The sequence below is a fragment of the Pseudomonas sp. GM25 genome, from assembly GCF_000282255.1.
Lineage (GTDB): Bacteria > Pseudomonadota > Gammaproteobacteria > Pseudomonadales > Pseudomonadaceae > Aquipseudomonas > Aquipseudomonas aphyarum.
In genome coordinates this window covers 106,785-126,879 of the sequence record NZ_AKJQ01000035.1, presented here as the reverse complement: position 1 = coordinate 126,879, position 20,095 = coordinate 106,785, and the positions used below count along the sequence as shown (strand labels likewise).

The 20,095-nt window shown below is 59.3% G+C and carries 19 protein-coding genes; 8 read left to right on the top strand and 11 right to left on the bottom strand.

The window, feature by feature from the left end; translation table 11 throughout:
* Nucleotides 1-9 precede the first annotated feature (9 nt).
* From yidC to rpmH, 4 genes are read right to left on the bottom strand one after another with little or no spacing between them, the layout of a single operon-like run.
* Complete coding sequence (gene yidC, locus PMI24_RS11880; protein WP_007954136.1) at nt 10-1,692, bottom strand: membrane protein insertase YidC; 1,683 nt, start codon at nt 1,690-1,692, stop codon at nt 10-12.
* A 2-nt stretch (nt 1,693-1,694) separates the two neighbouring features.
* Entirely contained in the window at nt 1,695-1,940 is a 246-nt protein-coding gene (gene yidD, locus PMI24_RS28825; RefSeq protein WP_010465488.1) for a membrane protein insertion efficiency factor YidD, read from the bottom strand.
* Nucleotides 1,933-2,334: a ribonuclease P protein component gene (gene rnpA / locus PMI24_RS11875; RefSeq protein ID WP_011336726.1), complete on the bottom strand. Its 402-nt coding sequence runs from the start codon at nt 2,332-2,334 to the stop codon at nt 1,933-1,935. The genes yidD and rnpA overlap by 8 nt, the downstream gene beginning before the upstream one ends.
* Nucleotides 2,335-2,350: 16 nt before the next feature.
* Nucleotides 2,351-2,485, bottom strand: a complete 135-nt coding sequence (gene rpmH / locus PMI24_RS28820) for a 50S ribosomal protein L34 (protein ID WP_003213577.1) — start codon at nt 2,483-2,485, stop codon at nt 2,351-2,353.
* 568 nt (nt 2,486-3,053) lie between these two features.
* Between rpmH and dnaA the strand changes: the two genes are divergently transcribed.
* The 5 genes from dnaA to PMI24_RS11850 all read left to right on the top strand — a co-directional run bounded on the left by dnaA (nt 3,054) and on the right by PMI24_RS11850 (nt 9,706).
* Complete coding sequence (dnaA, locus tag PMI24_RS11870) at nt 3,054-4,577, top strand: chromosomal replication initiator protein DnaA (protein ID WP_007954132.1); 1,524 nt, start codon at nt 3,054-3,056, stop codon at nt 4,575-4,577.
* 39 nt (nt 4,578-4,616) lie between these two features.
* Entirely contained in the window at nt 4,617-5,720 is a 1,104-nt protein-coding gene (dnaN, locus tag PMI24_RS11865; protein WP_007954131.1) for a DNA polymerase III subunit beta, read from the top strand.
* A 14-nt stretch (nt 5,721-5,734) separates the two neighbouring features.
* On the top strand, nt 5,735-6,838 hold the full coding sequence (gene recF / locus PMI24_RS11860; protein WP_007954130.1) for a DNA replication/repair protein RecF: 1,104 nt from the start codon (nt 5,735-5,737) through the stop codon (nt 6,836-6,838).
* A 5-nt stretch (nt 6,839-6,843) separates the two neighbouring features.
* Nucleotides 6,844-9,261: a DNA topoisomerase (ATP-hydrolyzing) subunit B gene (gyrB, locus tag PMI24_RS11855; RefSeq protein WP_007954129.1), complete on the top strand. Its 2,418-nt coding sequence runs from the start codon at nt 6,844-6,846 to the stop codon at nt 9,259-9,261.
* 154 nt (nt 9,262-9,415) lie between these two features.
* Nucleotides 9,416-9,706, top strand: coding sequence for a hypothetical protein (locus PMI24_RS11850; protein ID WP_007954128.1), 291 nt, complete (start codon nt 9,416-9,418; stop codon nt 9,704-9,706).
* A gap of 50 nt (nt 9,707-9,756) precedes the next feature.
* On the opposite strand, the gene PMI24_RS11845 is transcribed toward PMI24_RS11850, so the two are convergent.
* Nucleotides 9,757-10,476 (bottom strand): response regulator transcription factor, encoded by a 720-nt coding sequence (locus tag PMI24_RS11845; RefSeq protein WP_007954125.1) that lies wholly within the window; start codon nt 10,474-10,476, stop codon nt 9,757-9,759.
* A 166-nt stretch (nt 10,477-10,642) separates the two neighbouring features.
* Between PMI24_RS11845 and PMI24_RS11840 the strand changes: the two genes are divergently transcribed.
* A complete protein-coding gene (locus PMI24_RS11840; RefSeq protein ID WP_007954123.1) occupies nt 10,643-12,184 on the top strand; it encodes a sensor histidine kinase in 1,542 nt (513 codons plus the stop codon).
* 157 nt (nt 12,185-12,341) lie between these two features.
* Here the strand turns inward: PMI24_RS11840 and PMI24_RS11835 are convergent, their stop codons facing one another.
* From PMI24_RS11835 to glyQ, 4 genes are all read right to left on the bottom strand, one after another.
* Nucleotides 12,342-13,121: a lysophospholipid acyltransferase family protein gene (locus PMI24_RS11835; protein WP_045121723.1), complete on the bottom strand. Its 780-nt coding sequence runs from the start codon at nt 13,119-13,121 to the stop codon at nt 12,342-12,344.
* 82 nt (nt 13,122-13,203) lie between these two features.
* Nucleotides 13,204-13,743 carry a D-glycero-beta-D-manno-heptose 1,7-bisphosphate 7-phosphatase gene (gene gmhB / locus PMI24_RS11830; RefSeq protein WP_162831792.1) on the bottom strand — a complete coding sequence of 180 codons (540 nt, stop codon included), beginning with the start codon at nt 13,741-13,743 and terminating at the stop codon, nt 13,204-13,206.
* A gap of 4 nt (nt 13,744-13,747) precedes the next feature.
* Nucleotides 13,748-15,802 carry a glycine--tRNA ligase subunit beta gene (glyS, locus tag PMI24_RS11825; protein ID WP_007954113.1) on the bottom strand — a complete coding sequence of 685 codons (2,055 nt, stop codon included), beginning with the start codon at nt 15,800-15,802 and terminating at the stop codon, nt 13,748-13,750.
* Entirely contained in the window at nt 15,799-16,752 is a 954-nt protein-coding gene (glyQ, locus tag PMI24_RS11820) for a glycine--tRNA ligase subunit alpha (RefSeq protein ID WP_003187265.1), read from the bottom strand. The genes glyS and glyQ overlap by 4 nt, the downstream gene beginning before the upstream one ends.
* A gap of 81 nt (nt 16,753-16,833) precedes the next feature.
* Between glyQ and tag the strand changes: the two genes are divergently transcribed.
* Together tag and PMI24_RS11810 are read left to right on the top strand one after the other, a co-directional pair.
* Nucleotides 16,834-17,391, top strand: coding sequence for a DNA-3-methyladenine glycosylase I (gene tag, locus PMI24_RS11815; RefSeq protein WP_007954111.1), 558 nt, complete (start codon nt 16,834-16,836; stop codon nt 17,389-17,391).
* 40 nt (nt 17,392-17,431) lie between these two features.
* The gene (locus tag PMI24_RS11810) at nt 17,432-18,319 is read left to right on the top strand and encodes a lysophospholipid acyltransferase (RefSeq protein WP_007954110.1); all 888 of its coding nucleotides are present in this window, start codon (nt 17,432-17,434) and stop codon (nt 18,317-18,319) included.
* 51 nt (nt 18,320-18,370) lie between these two features.
* On the opposite strand, the gene PMI24_RS11805 is transcribed toward PMI24_RS11810, so the two are convergent.
* Entirely contained in the window at nt 18,371-18,685 is a 315-nt protein-coding gene (locus tag PMI24_RS11805) for a tetratricopeptide repeat protein (protein WP_007954109.1), read from the bottom strand.
* A 20-nt stretch (nt 18,686-18,705) separates the two neighbouring features.
* A complete protein-coding gene (trkA, locus tag PMI24_RS11800) occupies nt 18,706-20,082 on the bottom strand; it encodes a Trk system potassium transporter TrkA (RefSeq protein ID WP_007954108.1) in 1,377 nt (458 codons plus the stop codon).
* Nucleotides 20,083-20,095: the final 13 nt, after the last annotated feature.

Genomic DNA, 20,095 nt, shown 5'->3' with positions numbered 1-20,095 from the left:
CAGAGTAAGTTACGCCTCGGCTTTTTTCGTCGCCGCTTCGATCTTACGCGTGATGTACCACTGTTGGGCAATCGACAGGCAGTTGTTCACAACCCAGTACAGCACCAGACCCGCCGGGAACCACAGGAAGAAGAAGGTGAAGATGATCGGCATCATTTTCATCACCTTGGCCTGCATCGGATCCGGAGGTGTAGGGTTCAGACGCTGCTGGATGAACATGGTCGCGCCCATGATGATCGGCAGGATGAAGAACGGATCCTTGATCGACAGGTCGGTAATCCACAGCATGAACGGCGCCTGGCGCATTTCCACGCTTTCCAGCAGAACCCAGTACAGCGAAAGGAAAACCGGCATCTGCACCAGGATCGGCAAGCAGCCACCCAGCGGATTGATCTTCTCTTTCTTGTACAGCTCCATCATGGCTTGCGACATTTTCTGCCGGTCATCGCCATGTTGCTCTTTCAGTGCAGCCAGTTTCGGAGCCACGGCGCGCATGCGGGCCATCGACTTGTAGCTGGCGGCCGACAGCGGGAAGAAGATCCCTTTGATCAGCATGGTCAGGAAGATGATCGACCAGCCCCAGTTGCCGACGATGCTGTGGATATGTTGCAGCAGCCAGAAGATTGGCTGGGCAATGAACCACAGAATGCCGTAGTCGACAGTCAGTTCCAGACCTGGGGACAACTCTTTCAGCACCGCCTGGCTTTTCGGACCGGCGTAAAGAACAGCGCTGGTCTCGACTTTCGCACCCGGTGCAGCGGTCAACGAAGGACCGGTGTAACCGATGATGTAGTTGCCTTTGCTGTCTTTACGGGTCTGGACGATGTTGTTTTCGCCCTTCGGAGCAACCCATGCAGTCACGAAGTAGTGTTGCAGCCAGGCTACCCAGCCACCAGTGACGGTTTCCTTGAGCTGACCTTTGTCCATGTCCTTCATGGACACTTTCTTGTACGGCTCGGAACTTGTCCACAGGGCGGCGCCCAGGTAAGTCGCGGTACCGGTAGCAGTTGTCGACGAAGGATCGGCGCTGGCATCGCGTTTCAGCTGGGCGAACATCGAACCGGACCAAGGCTGAGCGCTCTGGTTGTCGATCAGATAAGTAACGGTCACGTCATACAGGCCACGTTTCAGAGTGAAACGCTTGATGTAATTGACGCCGTCCTTGCTGAATTTCAGGTCGACGACCAGTTGGTCCTGACCGTCAGCCAGTTGATAAGTCTTCTTCTCCGAGGAGTAGATCGGGCGACCGGCCGGGTTTGCATCCGGACCGTTGGTGCCAATCAGACCGCTCTGTGCCAGATAAGTACGTTCGCCACCGTTGTCGAACAGCTGGAACGGAACGTCCGGACGATCCTGACGACGTGGATACAGCGGCAAGGTCAGCTGTGCAACGTCACCACCTTGTGGATCGATCGCGAGATCGAGCACGTCGGTCTTAATCTGGATCAGATCCTTGCTGACGGCGACCGGCGTTTCGGCAGGTGCGCTGGTATCGCTTGCGGCGCGCGGAATATCGTCACTGGCAGCAGCATTATTGCCAGTGGCGGTGTCCGGCAAACCGGATGTAGTCGTACTGGAAGCAACATTCTGAGTCGGCAGGGCAGCCTGGCCATAGTCCTGGTTCCATTTAAGGACCATGACGTAGGACACGATTGCCAGGGCGACGATCAGGATCGTGCGTTTGATATCCATGATTACTCGGCCATCGAAGAAGAACGGGAGGTAGGGATAGGTGGAACCGGGTCATAACCACCGGGATTCCACGGATGACAGCGACCTAAACGACGAAAGGTCAGCCAGCCACCGCGCAGAAGGCCATGATTTTCGATGGCTTCATACGCGTAGCAAGAACAACTGGGGTAGAAACGACAGTGACTGGCCATCAGGGGACTAATGGCGTAGCGATAAAACTGGATCGGAACGAGTGCCAGTTTACGCATCTGGACTGTCTACCCCTACAGTTTCGGTTTTGACTGCTGGTACCGGCTTGTTGCGTGCCAGACGTTTCCAGAGTTTGCCGAAATGCTGAATCAATTCGGGGTTTTCTACGTCACCCAAACCTTTGCGCGCGACGATAACGATGTCCCAGCCGACCAGTGAATCCTGGTGCAGGCGAAACGATTCGCGCATAAGACGTTTGAGGCGATTGCGCTCGACGGAGAGCTTGACGCTCTTTTTCCCGATAACCAGCCCGAGACGGGGGTGATCGAGATCGTTGTTGCGCGCAAGGAGCAGGAGATTTTTCCCCGGAACCTTGCCGGTAGGGGAGTCAAAGACTGCCTTGAAATGCCGGGGAGTAAGCAGACGCTTTTCCCGACTGAAGTCCTGACTCACCTCCAGTGCCGGATTATCAAACTGCCAGACGTGCGCGGCCTTTGGCGCGACGACGCGACAGTACGGCACGACCGTTCTTGGTAGCCATGCGAGCACGGAAACCGTGGGTACGAGCGCGTTTGATAGTGCTTGGTTGGAAAGTACGTTTCATGTCGTGTTACCTGGTTCGTCCACAACGGGCCGGAATGGCCCCCGTTTTAAGAGACCGGGGATTCTAGAGAAAGCAAGCCAATAGGTCAATTTCCAACCAACGTTTCCTTATAAATAGATCTTCGGAGCTGACAGAACCTGATTACCCGGTTTGCCAAAGATAAAAATAAAGAAGGGAATTATTTAAAGCTTTTCTGTAAAGCTTGTAAAAGCTAGGTACACGGTTCTCTGTGGATAACTGGCTCAAGGCCTTGTTTCAAGCGATGTACAGAGAATGACAACTACAGTGGAAAACCGTGTTCAGCCTGTGCTGCGCTGTCGGATAACCTGTGTGTGAAATAGGTGGTTATCCACAGGCTGGTTATCCACCGACTTTCGCCCCCAGTTGTCCAGTGTGCTCAGATAGGGTTATCCACAGAGCTTATGCACATACCGTCGGTCGCCTTTTTCGCGTTTAACGCATTGATAAATCATGTCCACCGGGCAACCTGCATGTGGATAAGTGGACGACTGGCCGCTACAATGGCCGCTTGTTTTTGCCTCACCGGCTTTCAACTTAGGGGATATCCGTGTCAGTGGAACTTTGGCAGCAGTGCGTGGAGCTTTTGCGCGAAGAGCTGCCTGCCCAACAATTCAACACCTGGATCCGTCCACTACAGGTCGAAGCCGAAGGCGACGAGTTGCGCGTCTACGCACCGAACCGTTTTGTTCTGGACTGGGTCAACGAAAAGTACCTGGGGCGCGTCCTTGAACTGCTGGATGAGCATGGCAACGGTCTGGCACCGTCGCTCTCCTTATTAATAGGCAGCAAACGCAGTTCGGCGCCGCGTGCCGCACCGAATGCGCCATTGGCTGCTGCGCAAGTGTCCCAGGCTCAGGCCAATACCGCGCCGGCCAGTGCGCCAGCACCAGCTCCGACGCCTGCGCCGACCAAGCGCTCGACGCAGAAAACCGAAGAAATCAGTGAAGAGCCGTCCCGCGACAGCTTCGATCCGATGGCCGGTGCCGCGTCGCAACAGGCCCCGGTGCGCGCCGAACAGCGCACCGTGCAGGTCGAAGGCGCGCTCAAGCACACCAGCTACCTCAACCGCACCTTCACCTTCGAGAACTTCGTCGAAGGTAAATCCAACCAGCTCGCCCGCGCGGCGGCCTGGCAGGTGGCAGACAACCCGAAGCACGGCTACAACCCGCTCTTCCTTTATGGTGGCGTGGGTCTGGGTAAGACTCACTTGATGCACGCGGTGGGTAACCATCTATTAAAGAAGAACCCGAATGCCAAGGTCGTGTACCTGCATTCCGAGCGTTTCGTGGCCGACATGGTCAAGGCACTGCAACTGAACGCGATCAACGAGTTCAAGCGTTTCTACCGTTCGGTGGACGCTCTGCTGATCGACGACATTCAGTTCTTCGCCCGCAAGGAACGTTCCCAGGAAGAGTTTTTCCACACCTTCAACGCCCTGCTTGAAGGTGGCCAGCAGGTCATTCTCACCAGTGACCGCTACCCGAAAGAAATCGAAGGCCTTGAAGAGCGCCTCAAATCCCGCTTCGGCTGGGGCCTGACGGTTGCCGTCGAGCCGCCGGAGCTGGAAACCCGCGTCGCGATCTTGATGAAGAAGGCCGACCAGGCCAAAGTCGAGTTGCCACACGATGCGGCGTTCTTCATTGCCCAACGCATTCGCTCCAACGTCCGTGAGCTGGAAGGCGCGCTGAAACGCGTGATCGCCCACTCGCACTTCATGGGCCGCGACATCACCATCGAGTTGATTCGCGAATCCCTGAAAGACCTGTTGGCGCTGCAGGACAAACTGGTCTCTGTGGATAACATTCAGCGCACCGTCGCCGAGTACTACAAGATCAAGATCTCCGACTTGCTGTCCAAGCGCCGTTCGCGTTCGGTCGCTCGTCCGCGTCAGGTGGCCATGGCATTGTCCAAGGAACTGACCAACCACAGCCTGCCGGAAATCGGCGATGTGTTTGGCGGCCGCGACCACACGACCGTGTTGCACGCCTGCCGCAAGATCAACGAACTTAAGGAATCCGACGCGGACATCCGCGAGGACTACAAGAACCTGCTGCGTACACTGACCACTTGATGAACACCAGCGCAGCTTATTAAGGCAAGGGACTAGACCATGCATTTCACCATTCAACGCGAAGCCCTGTTGAAACCCCTGCAACTGGTCGCAGGCGTCGTCGAGCGCCGACAGACCTTGCCGGTACTGTCCAACGTGCTGCTGGTTGTCGATGGCCAGCAACTGTCGCTGACCGGTACCGACCTGGAAGTCGAGCTGGTCGGTCGCGTGCAACTCGAGGAGCCGGCTGAAACAGGTTCCATCACCGTGCCGGCGCGCAAGCTGATGGATATCTGCAAGAGCCTGCCGAACGATGCGCTGATCGACATCAAGGTCGACGAGCAGAAGCTGGTGGTGAAAGCCGGTCGTAGCCGTTTCACCCTGTCGACCCTGCCGGCCAACGATTTCCCGACTGTGGAAGAAGGCCCGGGTTCGCTGACCACCAGCCTGGAACAGAGCAAGCTGCGTCGCCTGATCGAACGCACCAGTTTCGCCATGGCCCAGCAGGACGTGCGTTACTACCTCAACGGCATGTTGCTGGAAGTGTCGACCGGTGTGATCCGTGCCGTCGCCACTGACGGTCACCGTCTGGCCATGTGCTCGATGCAGGCCGACATCGGTCAGCAGGAACGCCATCAGGTGATCGTGCCGCGTAAAGGCATTCTCGAACTGGCACGTCTGCTCACCGAGCCGGACGGTAACGTCAGCATCGTCCTGGGTCAGCACCACATCCGTGCGACCACCGGCGAATTCACCTTCACCTCGAAACTGGTCGACGGCAAGTTCCCGGACTACGAGCGCGTTCTGCCAAAAGGCGGCGACAAGCTGGTTCTGGGCGATCGTCAGGCGCTGCGCGAAGCGTTCAGCCGTACCGCGATTCTGTCCAACGAGAAGTACCGCGGTATCCGTCTGCAACTGGCCAGCGGTCAGTTGAAAATCCAGGCCAACAACCCGGAGCAGGAAGAAGCGGAAGAAGAAGTAGGCGTGGAATACAACGGCGGCTCCCTGGAAATCGGCTTCAACGTCAGCTATCTGCTGGACGTGCTGGGCGTGATGACCACCGAGCAGGTTCGTCTGATCCTGTCCGACTCCAACAGCAGTGCGCTGGTGCAAGAGTCCGACAATGACGATTCGGCTTACGTTGTCATGCCGATGCGTCTGTAATCAGCTGACTCTGGATGTCGCTAAGTCGCGTCTCGGTCACCGCGGTGCGCAATCTGCACCCGGTGACCATCTCCCCCTCTCCCCGAATCAACATTCTTTACGGCGCCAACGGCAGCGGCAAAACCAGTGTTCTGGAAGCCATTCACCTGCTGGGGCTTGCCCGTTCGTTTCGTAGCACGCGGCTGTTGCCGGTCATCCAGTACGAGCAACTCGCTTGCACCGTATTCGGTCAGGTCGAGCTCGCCGAGGGTGGCCACAGCGCATTGGGGATATCCCGCGACCGTCAGGGCGAGTTCCAGATCCGCATCGACGGTCAGAACGCTCGTAGCGCTGCGCAACTGGCGGAGATCCTGCCGCTGCAGTTGATCAACCCCGACAGCTTTCGCCTGCTGGAAGGCGCGCCGAAGATTCGCCGGCAGTTCCTCGACTGGGGGGTGTTCCACGTCGAGCCGCGGTTCATGGCCACCTGGCAGCGTTTGCAGAAGGCCTTGCGCCAGAGAAACTCCTGGCTGCGGCATGGTACACTTGACGCCGTTTCGCAAGCGGTTTGGGACAGGGAACTGTGCCAGGCCAGCGCTGAAATCGATGAATACCGCCGCGCTTACATCAAAGCCTTGAAACCAGTCTTTGAACAAACCTTGAGCGAACTGGTTGAGCTCGAAGGTTTGACGCTCAGCTATTACCGAGGCTGGGACAAGGACCGGGAATTGAGCGCTGTACTCGCCGGATCCGTGCAACGGGACCAGCAAATGGGTCATACCCAGGCCGGGCCACAACGGGCTGACTTGCGTCTTAGATTGGGCGCACACAACGCCGCGGACATCCTGTCCCGGGGTCAGCAGAAGTTGGTGGTCTGTGCGTTGCGGATTGCCCAGGGGCATCTGGTGAGCCAGGCCCGACGCGGCCAGTGTATTTATCTGGTGGATGACTTGCCGTCCGAACTGGACGAGAGCCACCGTCGCGCGCTGTGCCGCCTGCTGGAAGACTTACGCTGCCAGGTTTTTATCACCTGTGTAGATCACGAATTATTGAGGGAAGGCTGGCAGACGGAAACGCCAGTCGCTCTGTTCCACGTGGAACAGGGCCGTATCACCCAGACCCACGACCATCGGGAGTGAAGGCATTGAGCGAAGAAAATACGTACGACTCATCGAGCATTAAAGTGCTGAAAGGCCTGGATGCCGTGCGCAAACGTCCCGGTATGTACATTGGTGACACCGACGATGGCAGCGGTCTGCACCACATGGTGTTCGAGGTGGTCGACAACTCGATCGACGAAGCCCTCGCCGGCCACTGCGACGACATCAGCATCATCATCCACCCGGATGAGTCCATCACCGTTAAAGACAACGGCCGTGGTATCCCGGTAGACGTGCACAAGGAGGAAGGCGTTTCCGCCGCCGAGGTCATCATGACCGTCCTCCACGCCGGCGGTAAGTTCGACGACAACTCCTACAAGGTATCCGGCGGTCTGCACGGTGTAGGTGTTTCGGTTGTGAACGCGCTGTCCGAAGAACTGGTACTGACCGTGCGTCGCAGCGGCAAGATCTGGGAACAGACCTACGTCCACGGTGTACCTCAGGCACCGATGGCGATCGTTGGCGACAGCGAAACCACCGGTACCCAGATTCACTTCAAGGCTTCCAGCGAAACCTTCAAGAACATTCACTTCAGCTGGGACATCCTGGCCAAGCGTATTCGTGAACTGTCCTTCCTCAACTCCGGTGTCGGCATCGTCCTCAAGGACGAGCGCAGCGGCAAGGAAGAACTGTTCAAGTACGAAGGCGGACTGCGTGCGTTCGTTGAATACCTGAACACCAACAAGACTGCGGTCAACCAGGTGTTCCACTTCAACATCCAGCGTGAAGACGGCATCGGCGTGGAAATCGCCCTGCAGTGGAACGACAGCTTCAACGAGAACCTGTTGTGCTTCACCAACAACATTCCGCAGCGCGACGGCGGCACCCACCTGGTGGGCTTCCGTTCCGCACTGACGCGTAACCTGAACAACTACATCGAGCAGGAAGGTCTGGCGAAGAAGCACAAAGTCGCCACCACCGGTGACGATGCCCGTGAAGGCCTGACCGCGATCATCTCGGTGAAGGTGCCGGATCCGAAGTTCAGCTCCCAGACCAAAGACAAGCTGGTGTCTTCCGAAGTGAAGACCGCGGTCGAACAGGAAATGGGCAAGTACTTCTCCGACTTCCTGCTGGAAAACCCGAACGAAGCCAAACTGGTCGTCGGCAAGATGATCGACGCTGCCCGTGCCCGTGAAGCGGCGCGCAAGGCCCGTGAGATGACCCGCCGCAAAGGCGCGCTGGACATCGCCGGCCTGCCAGGCAAACTCGCTGACTGCCAGGAAAAAGACCCGGCGCTGTCCGAACTGTACCTCGTGGAAGGTGACTCCGCGGGCGGCTCTGCCAAGCAGGGACGTAACCGCAAGACCCAGGCCATCCTGCCGCTGAAGGGCAAGATCCTAAACGTCGAGAAAGCACGTTTCGACAAGATGATCTCGTCCCAGGAAGTGGGCACCCTGATCACCGCGCTTGGCTGCGGTATCGGTCGCGAAGAGTACAACATCGACAAGTTGCGCTATCACAACATCATCATCATGACCGATGCTGACGTCGACGGTTCGCACATCCGTACCCTGTTGCTGACCTTCTTCTTCCGTCAGTTGCCGGAGCTGATCGAGCGCGGCTACATCTACATTGCCCAGCCGCCGCTGTACAAGGTCAAGAAAGGCAAGCAAGAGCAATACATCAAAGACGACGACGCCATGGAAGAGTACATGACGCAGTCGGCCCTGGAAGATGCGAGCCTGCACCTGAACGAAGACGCCCCGGGCATTTCCGGTGAAGCGCTGGAACGTCTGGTGAACGACTTCCGCATGGTGATGAAGACCCTCAAGCGACTGTCGCGCCTGTACCCGCAGGAGCTGACCGAGCACTTCATCTATCTGCCGGCCGTCAGCCTGGAAATGCTCGGCGACCACGCGAAGATGCAGGATTGGCTGGCCCAGTACGAAGTCCGTCTGCGCACCGTCGAGAAGTCGGGCTTGGTCTACAAGGCCAGCCTGCGTGAAGACCGTGAACGTGGTGTATGGCTGCCGGAGGTCGAACTGATCTCCCACGGCCTGTCGAACTACGTCACCTTCAACCGCGACTTCTTCGGCAGCAACGACTACAAGACCGTCGTCACCCTCGGTGCTCAACTGAGCACCCTGCTCGACGACGGCGCGTACATCCAGCGTGGCGAGCGCAAGAAAGCGGTCACCGAGTTCAAGGAAGCCCTGGACTGGCTGATGGCCGAAAGCACCAAGCGTCACACCATCCAGCGATACAAAGGTCTGGGCGAAATGAACCCGGATCAGCTGTGGGAAACCACCATGGACCCAAGTGTGCGCCGCATGCTGAAAGTCACCATCGAAGACGCCATCGGCGCAGACCAGATCTTCAACACCCTGATGGGTGATGCGGTCGAACCTCGCCGTGACTTCATCGAGAGCAATGCCCTGGCGGTGTCCAACTTGGACTTCTGATCCCTTTGCACGCATAACCGAAGTCATACCAAGCCCGGTGGATCTCTGATTCATCGGGTTTTTTTATGTTCGAATGCACCACTAAACCGACGGTCTTTTTCCGACAACAATGTATGCATTTGTAAGCCACCATTGATTCTATGGAGGTGTCAGTGTGAATCTCTTCCATGTCAAAGGAAGGATTCAGATCACCTCAATCCGCGGAGGATTTACCTTGAGCGAGCAGCACCGGTCTTTCGAAGACCTGAAGCACCAATCGGAAGATGGCTTTGAATTCTGCTCCGCCCGAGAGCTCGCCCCTCTGCTGGAGTACCGTGATTGGCGAAACTTCGAAAACGTCATTAGCAAAGCCGTGCAAGCCTGCGAACACAGTAATCATCGCATCACGGACCATTTTGTTGACGTCACCAAAATGGTTTTGTCGGGGTCCGGCTCCCTGCATTAAAGAGATTGAGTCCGCAGCCAAGAAATTACAGTGAACTCTTCGTTCCAGGTTTACTCGCTGCCTGCCGCCACACTCTCCAACCGATACCCATACCCATAAATCGTCAGCAACTGCCAACCCCGATCCGCCGTCAGCCCGAGCTTGTTGCGCAGGCGATAGATATGGGTGTCCAGCGGTCGCGATGTCGACATCTCTTCATGGGGCCAGAATCGTTCGTACAGATAGTCCCGTGACAGCGGTCGTCCAAGGTTACTGAACAGGCAATGGGCGAGACGATATTCACGTTCGGTCATGACGATCGGTTTCCCGTCGCGGGTGACGGTGAGTTCGGCGTCGTCGAACACCAGGTCGTTGAAACGCAGGACTTCCGCCGGGGCGCTACGTTGCAGGCTGTGCCGGCGCAGTACCGCCGCCACGCGGGCCTTCAGTTCATTGGGCCGAAACGGCTTGCTGACATAGTCGTCGGCCCCGGCATTCAGGGCCTGAACGATGTCGCTTTCACCGTCGCGGCTGGTGAGCATGATGGCCGCCGGCGGGGCTTCCATGTGTTCGCGGGTCCAGCGCAGCAGCGCCAGGCCAGTGAGGTCGGGCAGTTGCCAGTCGAGGATCAGCAGGTCGAAGGTTTCCCGGCGCAACTGTCGCAGCAGGTCTTCACCGCTTTCGAAGCTGTGCAGTGACCAGGGCTGTCCTCCGGCTTCAGCCATTTGTTGCAGGGTCTGCTCGACCCGGCGCAGTTCGGCGGGTTCATCGTCCAGTATCGCAACGCGCATACGCGGTGGTTCCTTGTCGCTCGGGCAATGGGTGCCGACCGGATCGGCTCACTCCATGCAGTGAAAGTAAGCGGCACGCCGTGGGGTGAGCCGCTATGATTCTTCGGGTCTACGTCCTCAGACCGGCCGCCTATGAAACCATTCAACCCGCCCTGCCCTGTTTCCCATGAATAACCAGCGCCGACACGAAAGCCGCGTACCCAGCCAGGTTCAGCGTTTGTTCCGGCAACTGGTGCGCGAGTGGGTGTGGATAAGTCTAGTGCTGTTGCCGCTGACTGCACTGCTTTCCTGGCGCGCGCAGATCAATTTGCATGATCCGGCGCCGTTGATGGGCGCGGGACTCTCGGTAGCCATGGTCGCGTGCGTACTTGGATTGCTGCTGTGGCGTCCGCGTCTGGCGCTCTGGCTGACATTGGGCGGAATTGCCTGCGTGCTGTTGACCAGTGCAGGCCTGGCTGAAATGCGGCGTTGGTGGTCGCCGACGCCTGCGGCGCTCGGCATGCTGTTCGGCTATCTGATCTGGAACTGGCGGCGCCTGAGCGTGGTGCTCACCTACTTCGGCTGGGAGCTGGCGCGGCTGGACAGTGAACCGAAAGTCTTTCCCGAACGACGTCGGGCGCAGTTTCCCAGCGCCGACCGCTTGCAGGGGCAGATCATGGCACTTGAGCAAGCCATGAGCCGCACCCGCGATACCCGCCGATTCATTGCCGACGGGCTGGAATATCTGCCCGTCGCGACCCTGATCAGCGATCCACGAGGGCAAGTCTTGCTGGGTAATCGCAAGGCCCGGAGCCTGTTCGATCACAATCTGGTGGGCGAGGATGTGCTCGATCAACTGGCGAGCCTGGGCTATCCGGAGTTGTCCACAGAGTCGCGCCCGCCGCTATCCGAGCTGCCTCTGCTGGAGTTTCGTGATCACAAGGAGCGTAGCCTGCGCCTGGAGCGCGCCGCGTTGTTACCGGTCGATGGCGACCTTCCGATCGGCTGGCTTCTGAGTCTCACTGACCTGAGCGCCGAACGCGCCGCCGAGGAACAGCGCGGTGTGTTGCTGCGCTTTCTGTCCCATGACCTGCGTGCCCCTCATTCGGCGATTCTTGCCCTGCTCGAGGTACACCGGCATCAAACGGGAACGGATTCGCCGCTGTTCGAACAGATTGAGCGCCAGGTACGCCGGGCGCTGGAACTCACCGACGGCTTCGTTCTGTTGGCCCGGGCCGAATCCGAGGCGTATCAGTTTCAACCGAGCCTGTTCGGGATGCTGGTCATGGACGTGCTGGATCAGGCACTGCCCATCGCCCAGCAAAAACGCATCGAGCTCTCGAGTGACATGGACGAACAATCCCAGGAGCGCTTGATCCTGGCAGATCAGGGCTTGCTGACCCGTGCACTGTTCAACCTGCTGGAAAATGCAATCAAGTACAGCCCTGCCGGATCCACGGTTGATATGCGTGTCAGCTGCCACGATGACTGGCTGAGTTGTGAACTGACCGATCAAGGCAAAGGCATCGCTGCAGAGGAACTGCCCGATCTGTTCAGCCAGTACCGGCGCTTTTCTTCTGCACAGGGCATCGACGGTGTGGGCCTTGGATTGTCGATGGTCAAAGCCGTGGTGGATCACCATGGCGGCCGGATCGAGTGCCTGAGCGTGGTCGATCAAGGCACTACGTTCCGTCTGGAGCTGCCGCTGATCGCCGAAGAGCAGGCATAAAAAAACCGGCTATATCAGCCGGTTTCCTTACTTCCGAAAAAAACTTATGCACCTTTTACGGCGTTTTATCAGTTTCGGAAATATATAAGTAAATCAGTCACTTAATTTGATAATTCGGGACTTTTCGAACAAACCGTACACAGGTTATCCACAAATCTCAGACAGCGATCTGATCGTTCGCAGCCGGTGCCTCAGGGGCCGGAGGCAGCGAGCCCATTTCCCGTTGAGTCTTCTCGTTCCACGCCTGCACCCGGTCATTCAGATCGGCGATGGCACGGGGGCCACTGCCCTCGGCATACATCGGCTCTCCGATCACCACAGTGATTACGCCGGGCTTTTTACCCCAACCGATTTTCGGCCAGAACTTGCCGGCATTGTGCGCAATCGGCAGCACCGGAAGCGCCGCATTCACCGCCAATGCGCTGCCACTGCGGGAGAACTTGCCGATGGTGCCGTGGGGAACGCGAGTGCCTTCGGGGAAGATCAGCACCCAGACATTGTCCTTGAGCAGCTCGTCACCCTTCGCCGCGACCTGCTTGAGGGCGGCTTTCGGGTTGTCGCGGTCAATCGCGATCGGCCGCAGCATGGCCATCGCCCAGCCGAAGAACGGCACATACAGCAATTCGCGCTTGAGCACCTGGCTCAAGGGCGAGAAATAAGCGGAGAGAAAGAACGTCTCCCAGGTGCTCTGGTGGTTCGACTGAATCACGCAGGGCTGGTCAGGCACGTTTTCCGCGCCTTTGATTTCGTAACGGATACCGAGGAACACCTTGGTCAACCACAAGGCGCAACGGCACCAGTACACGTTGATGAAGCGATAGCGCGCCTTGAACGGCAGAAAGGGCGCGATAAAAAAGCTCAGGCTGCACCACAGCAGAGCGGTGGTGCCCAGCAGCAGGTAAAAGAGGAAGATTCTGATGGCCTGCAGTATCGACATGGCGACGTTTACCGTTACGGGCAATGCCCGACTGTTCAAGCGCACTCCCGATCAATCCCTGGTCAGGAACTTCAGAAGTACTCTAGTTGTGGATAAGTTCTGCGGCAATCGCCGCGAGATCGTCAAAAATCAGGGTGCCCACCGGCAAGGTCTTGGCCTGAGTCTTTTCGCCTTTCCCGGTCTTTACCAAAACGGGCTGTGAATCGACGGCTTTGGCGGCCTCCAGGTCACCAAGGCTGTCGCCGACGAACCAGACATTCGTCAGCGAGACGTTGTAATGCTGCGCGATGGTTTTCAACATCCCCGGTTTCGGCTTGCGGCAGTCGCAACCTTCGTCCGGCCCATGCGGGCAATACACGATCAGCCCGACTTCACCGCCCTGCTCCGCCACCAGTTCGCGCAGGCGCGCGTGCATGGCATCCAGGGTGGCGAGGTCGTAGTAGCCGCGAGCAATGCCCGACTGGTTGGTGGCGACTGCCACCGTCCAGCCGGCCTTGCTCAACTGCGCAATCGCTTCGATCGAGCCGGGCAGTGGAATCCACTCTTCCACCGACTTGATATAAGCGTCGGAGTCGTAATTGATCACTCCGTCCCGATCGAGAATCAGCAGTTTCAACAGCAATCCCTCAACCCAGCAGCGAAATGTCGGCAACGCCCAGGAACAGGCCACGCAGACGCGCCAGCAGCGCGTAACGGTTGGCCCGCACATTGGCGTCTTCGGCATTGACCATCACCGCGTCGAAGAACGCGTCCACCGGCTCGCGCAGGGCGGCCAGGCGTGCCAGCGATTCGTTGTACTGACGCGCCGCAGCCATTGGCTGTACAGCCTGGTCCGCTTGCTGGATCGCCGAGTACAGCGAGAACTCGTTGGCGTTGTCGAAGTACTTGGCCTGGACTTCGGTCGGAACCGAGCCTTCCACCTTGCTCAGCAGGTTCGACACACGCTTGTTCACCGCCGCCAGCGCTGCCGCTTCCGGCAGTTTGCGGAAGGCCTGAACCGCTTGCACACGCTGGTCGAAGTCCAGCGCCGAACCCGGCTTCAGGGCACGTACCGACAGGTAGGTGGCGACATCTACGCCTTCGTCTTCGTATCGTGCACGCAGACGGTCGAAGATGAACTCCAGCACCGCGTCGTTCAGGCCGGCAGCCTTGACCTTGGCACCGAACGCATTCACGGCGAACGCCACGGCGTCGTTCAGGTCCAGATCCAGTTGTTTCTCGATCAGGATCCGCAACACGCCCAGTGCCGCACGGCGCAGGGCATACGGGTCTTTGCTGCCGGTCGGCAGCATGCCGATGCCGAAGATGCCGACCAGGGTGTCGAGCTTGTCGGCAATGGCCACGGCCGCACCGGTCAGGGTGGCTGGCAGTTCAGCGCCGGCACCGCGCGGCATGTACTGCTCGTTCAGCGCCAGGGCAACGTCTTCCGGCTCGCCGTCATTGAGGGCGTAGTAGTAGCCGGCGACACCTTGCATCTCCGGGAACTCGCCGACCATTTCGGTGGCCAGGTCGCACTTGGACAGCAGGCCTGCGCGGGCAGCCCACGAAGCGTTGCCGCCGATGCGTGCGGCGATGTACGCCGCCAGTTTCGACACGCGCTCGGCCTTGTCGTAGACGCTGCCGAGTTTTTCCTGGAACACCACGTTCTGCAGGCGATCGTTGAACGCTTCGAGCTTCTGCTTCTTGTCCTGCTTGAAGAAGAACTCGGCGTCCGTCAGACGTGGGCGAACCACCTTCTCGTTACCGGCGATGATCTGCTGCGGGTCTTTGGATTCGATGTTGGCCACAGTGATGAAACGTGGCAGCAACTTGCCGTCGGCATCCAGCAGGCAGAAGTACTTCTGGTTGTCCTGCATGGTGGTGATCAGCGCTTCCTGCGGCACGTCGAGGAAACGTTCCTCGAACGAGCACACCAGCGGCACTGGCCACTCGACCAGCGCGGTCACTTCGTCGAGCAGCGCCGGCGGCACGATCGCAGTGCCTTCCTGACGGGTCGCCAGCTCTTCGGTGCGCTTGCTGATGATCTCGCGACGCTCGTTGGCGTCGGCCAGCACGTACGCGGCACGCAGGTCGGCCAGGTAGCTCGACGGCGAACCGATGCGCACGCTTTCCGGGTGGTGGAAACGGTGGCCACGGGATTCACGGCCAGCCTTCTGCGCGAGGATCGTGCAGTCGATGACCTGGTCGCCGAGCAGCATCACCAGCCACTGGGTCGGACGCACGAACTCTTCCTTGCGCGCACCCCAACGCATGCGTTTCGGGATCGGCAGGTCGTTCAGCGAGTCTTCGACGATGGTCGGCAGCAGGCTGGCGGTCGGCTTGCCGGCGATGTTCTGGCTGTAGCGCAGTTTCGGACCGCTCTGGTCGATTTCGCTCAGCTCGACGCCGCATTTCTTGGCAAAGCCCAGTGCCGCTTGAGTCGGGTTGCCTTCGGCATCGAATGCAGCCTGACGCGGCGGGCCGTCGAGGTTGATGCTGCGATCCGGCTGCTGGGTGGCCAGCGCGGTGATCAGCACAGCCAGACGACGCGGCGCGGCGTAGACGGTTTTGGTCTCGTAATTCAGGCCGGCAGCTTGCAGGCCCTTGTCGATACCGGCCAGGAACGCTTCGGCCAGGGTGTTCAGGGCTTTGGGTGGCAGTTCTTCGGTGCCCAGTTCAACCAGAAAATCTTGAGCACTCATTGTGCAGCCTCCAGCTTGGCCAGTACTTCGTCACGCAGGTCCGGGGTTGCCATCGGGAAGCCCAGCTTGGCGCGAGCCAGCAGGTAGGCTTGGGCGACGGAACGCGCCAGGGTGCGAACGCGCAGAATGTATTGCTGACGCGCGGTCACCGAGATCGCCCGGCGTGCGTCCAGCAGGTTGAAGGTGTGCGAAGCCTTCAGGACCATTTCGTAGCTTGGCAACGGCAGCGGCTGGTCGAGCTCGATCAGGCGCTTGGCTTCGCTTTCATAGAAATCGAACAGTTCGAACAGCTTGTCGACGTTGGCGTGTTCGAAGTTGTAGGTGGACTGCTCCACTTCGTTCTGGTGGAACACGTCGCCGTAGGTCACTTTACCGAACGGACCGTCAGCCCAGACCAGGTCGTAGACCGAGTCCACGCCCTGCAGGTACATGGCCAGACGCTCGAGACCGTAGGTGATCTCGCCGGTCACCGGGTAGCACTCGATGCCGCCCGCCTGCTGGAAGTAAGTGAACTGGGTCACTTCCATGCCGTTCAGCCAGACTTCCCAGCCCAGACCCCAGGCGCCGAGGGTCGGCGATTCCCAGTTGTCTTCGACGAAGCGGATGTCGTGGACCAGCGGGTCCAGGCCGACATGCTTGAGGGAGCCCAGGTACAGCTCCTGGAAGTTGTCCGGGTTCGGCTTCAGGACTACCTGGAACTGGTAGTAGTGCTGCAGACGGTTCGGGTTTTCGCCGTAACGGCCGTCAGTCGGACGGCGGCTTGGCTGCACGTAAGCGGCGTTCCAGGTTTCCGGGCCGATGGCGCGCAGGAATGTCGCGGTGTGGAAAGTGCCGGCGCCTACTTCCATATCGTAGGGCTGAAGTACCACACAACCTTGCTCGGCCCAGTATTGCTGGAGCGCGAGGATCAAGTCTTGGAAGGTACGCACGGCTGGCGTAGGCTGGCTCACGAAATTCACCTGTTTCTTGGGCTGCGATTTAAAGAGCGGGAGTATACCCGATTCAGTCGCACCTCCACCCCCTGGAGCCTTATGCCACGCTGCTTTTGGTGCAACGAAGATCCGCTGTACATGGCTTACCACGATCAGGAGTGGGGCACGCCGCTACGCGATGCGCAGGGTTTGTTCGAGTTGCTTTTGCTCGAAGGGTTCCAGGCCGGGCTTTCGTGGATCACCGTGCTGCGCAAGCGCGAGCGGTATCGCGAGGTGTTGTTCGGCTTCGACGTACAGCGCGTGGCACAGATGAGCGACGCGGAAATCGACGAATTGATGCTCGATCCGGGGATCATCCGCAACCGCCTCAAGCTCAACGCCGCGCGGCGTAATGCCCAGGCCTGGCTGGCGCTGGAGGATCCGGTGGCGTTCCTCTGGTCGTTTGTGGATAACCGCCCGGTGATCAATCATTTCAAGGATCGCAGCGAAGTCCCGGCCATCACCCCGCAAGCCGTGGCCATGAGCAAAGGCCTGAAAAAGGCCGGTTTCACCTTCGTCGGTCCGACCATCTGCTACGCGCTGATGCAGGCCTCTGGCATGGTCATGGACCACACTCAGGACTGCGACCGCTACGCGCAGCTGGTCAACGCCGGTTAGAATGGCCGCCTCGCGCACAGCACAAGATCAGGAGTGACCTGTGGAAAAGTTTAAAGGCGCCATGCTGGTTGGCGCTCTGCGGCTGTTTGCCCTGCTTCCGTGGCGGGCCGTGCAGGCCGTGGGTTCGGCGATCGGCTGGATCATGTGGAAAACCCCCAACCGTTCCCGCGACGTGGTGCGGATCAACCTGGCCAAATGTTTTCCACAGATGGACCCGGCCGAACGCGAGCGTCTGGTCGGCCAGACCCTGAAAGACATCGGCAAGTCCCTGACCGAAAGCGCCTGCGCCTGGATCTGGCCGGCCCAGCGTTCCATCGATCTGGTGCGCGAAGTCGAAGGCCTCGATGTGCTGAAAGAAGCGCTGGCCTCGGGCAAGGGCGTGGTCGGCATCACCAGTCACCTGGGCAACTGGGAAGTGCTCAACCACTTCTATTGCAGTCAGTGCAAACCGATCATTTTCTACCGGCCGCCGAAGCTCAAGGCTGTAGATGAATTGCTGCGTAAACAACGCGTGCAACTGGGCAACAAAGTCGCCGCGTCGACCAAGGAAGGCATCCTCAGCGTCATCAAGGAAGTGCGCAAGGGCGGTCAGGTGGGGATTCCAGCGGACCCGGAACCGGCCGAATCCGCCGGGATCTTCGTGCCGTTCTTCGCCACCCAGGCCCTGACCAGCAAGTTCGTGCCGAACATGCTCGCCGGGGGCAAAGCTGTCGGCGTATTCCTGCACGCCCTGCGCCTGCCGGACGGTTCCGGCTACAAGGTGATCCTCGAAGCGGCGCCGGAAGCCATGTACAGCACCGACACCGAAACCTCCTGCGCAGCGATGAGTAAAGTCGTCGAGCGTTATGTGGCGGCTTACCCGAGCCAGTACATGTGGAGCATGAAACGCTTCAAGAAGCGTCCGCCGGGCGAGGCGCGCTGGTACTGATCGGCGATGTGCGTTTGTGGATAACCTGACCAAACGGGTTATCCACAGCCGTCACGGCTTCTGCCGTTCGAGCTTCTTCAGAAACACCGTCATTTCCTTCTCGGCCTGCTTGTCGCCATGGGCCCGGGCCGCTTCGAGCCCCTGCTCCCATGCCTGCCGCGCAGCCGCCAGGTCACCCAGCGCCAACTGCGCCTTGCCCAACAATTTCCACGCCGCCGAATACTTCGGATCGAAGCCGACGCAACGCTGCAAATGCTCTGCCGCCTTCGCGTTCTCCCCCAGATCCAGATAACCCTTGCCGAGGCCGAAGCGCAGCAGCGAGTTATCCACACCCTTGGCGAGCATTTTTTCCAGGGATTCGATCATCGGTCTCGCCTCTTGGTCGGTCAGAAGAAACTCAGGCCCACGTGGAACAGCTTCTCCACGTCGCGAATGTGCTTTTTATCCACAAGGAACAGGATCACATGGTCCCCGGCAGCGATCACCGTGTCGTCGTGGGCGATGATCACTTCTTCATCGCGGATGATCGCGCCGATGGTGGTCCCCGGTGGAAGTGCGATGTTTTCGATGGCCTTGCCGATGACCTTGCTCGACTTCGAGTCGCCATGAGCAACTGCTTCGATGGCCTCCGCCGCGCCCCGACGCAATGAGTGCACGCTGACGATATCGCCACGCCGCACGTGGGCCAGCAAGGTGCCGATGGTCGCCAGTTGCGGGCTGATGGCGATGTCGATGTCGCCGCCCTGGATCAGGTCGACGTAGGCCGGGTTGTTGATGATCGTCATCACCTTCTTCGCGCCCAGACGCTTGGCCAGCAGCGACGACATGATGTTGGCTTCGTCATCGTTGGTCAGCGCGAGGAAGATGTCCGCGTCGGCGATGTTCTCTTCCAGCAGCAGGTCGCGATCCGACGCGCTGCCCTGCAGCACCACGGTGCTGTCGAGGGTGTCGGAGAGGTAGCGGCAGCGTGCCGGGTTCATCTCGATGATCTTCACCTGATAGCGGCTTTCGATGGCCTCGGCCAGCCGCTCGCCGATCTGCCCGCCACCGGCGATGACGATGCGTTTGTAGGTTTCGTCGAGACGGCGCATTTCGCTCATGACTGCGCGAATGTTCTCACGGGCGGCGATGAAGAAGACTTCGTCGTCGGCCTCGATCACCGTATCGCCCTGGGGAAGAATTGGTCGGTCGCGGCGGAAAATTGCTGCGACTCGCGTTTCCACATTCGGCATGTGTTCGCGCAACTGGCGCAGTTGCTGACCCACCAGCGGCCCGCCGTAGTAGGCGCGCACCGCGACGAGTTGCGCCTGGCCTTCGGCGAAATCGATCACCTGCAAGGCGCCGGGATGCTGGATCAGACGCTTGATGTAGTTGGTGACGACCTGCTCGGGACTGATCAGCACGTCGACCGGAATCGCCTCGTTCTGGAACAGTTGCTCCTCGCGGGTCAGGTACGACGCTTCGCGCACCCGGGCAATCTTGGTCGGGGTGTGGAACAGGGTGTGGGCGACCTGGCAGGCGACCATGTTGGTTTCGTCGCTGTTGGTCACCGCCACCAGCATGTCGGCGTCGTCGGCACCGGCCTGACGCAGAATGTTCGGCAACGAGCCACGGCCCTGCACGGTGCGGATGTCGAGGCGATCGCCAAGATCGCGCAGACGGTCGCCGTCAGTGTCGACCACCGTGATGTCGTTGGCCTCGCTGGCCAGATGTTCAGCCAGCGAACCGCCGACCTGTCCCGCACCGAGGATGATGATTTTCATCCAGTCACTCCAT

Coding starts and splice junctions, on each gene's coding strand:
- recF (WP_007954130.1), top strand. CDS start 5,735: ATGTCGCTAAGTCGCGTCTCGGTCACCGCGGTGCGCAATCTGCACCCG.
- rpmH (WP_003213577.1), bottom strand. CDS start 2,485: ATGAAACGTACTTTCCAACCAAGCACTATCAAACGCGCTCGTACCCAC.
- PMI24_RS11835 (WP_045121723.1), bottom strand. CDS start 13,121: ATGTCGATACTGCAGGCCATCAGAATCTTCCTCTTTTACCTGCTGCTG.
- glyS (WP_007954113.1), bottom strand. CDS start 15,802: ATGAGTGCTCAAGATTTTCTGGTTGAACTGGGCACCGAAGAACTGCCA.
- PMI24_RS11805 (WP_007954109.1), bottom strand. CDS start 18,685: ATGATCGAATCCCTGGAAAAAATGCTCGCCAAGGGTGTGGATAACTCG.
- PMI24_RS11840 (WP_007954123.1), top strand. CDS start 10,643: ATGAATAACCAGCGCCGACACGAAAGCCGCGTACCCAGCCAGGTTCAG.
- dnaN (WP_007954131.1), top strand. CDS start 4,617: ATGCATTTCACCATTCAACGCGAAGCCCTGTTGAAACCCCTGCAACTG.
- yidD (WP_010465488.1), bottom strand. CDS start 1,940: ATGCGTAAACTGGCACTCGTTCCGATCCAGTTTTATCGCTACGCCATT.
- tag (WP_007954111.1), top strand. CDS start 16,834: ATGCCACGCTGCTTTTGGTGCAACGAAGATCCGCTGTACATGGCTTAC.
- yidC (WP_007954136.1), bottom strand. CDS start 1,692: ATGGATATCAAACGCACGATCCTGATCGTCGCCCTGGCAATCGTGTCC.
- PMI24_RS11845 (WP_007954125.1), bottom strand. CDS start 10,476: ATGCGCGTTGCGATACTGGACGATGAACCCGCCGAACTGCGCCGGGTC.
- trkA (WP_007954108.1), bottom strand. CDS start 20,082: ATGAAAATCATCATCCTCGGTGCGGGACAGGTCGGCGGTTCGCTGGCT.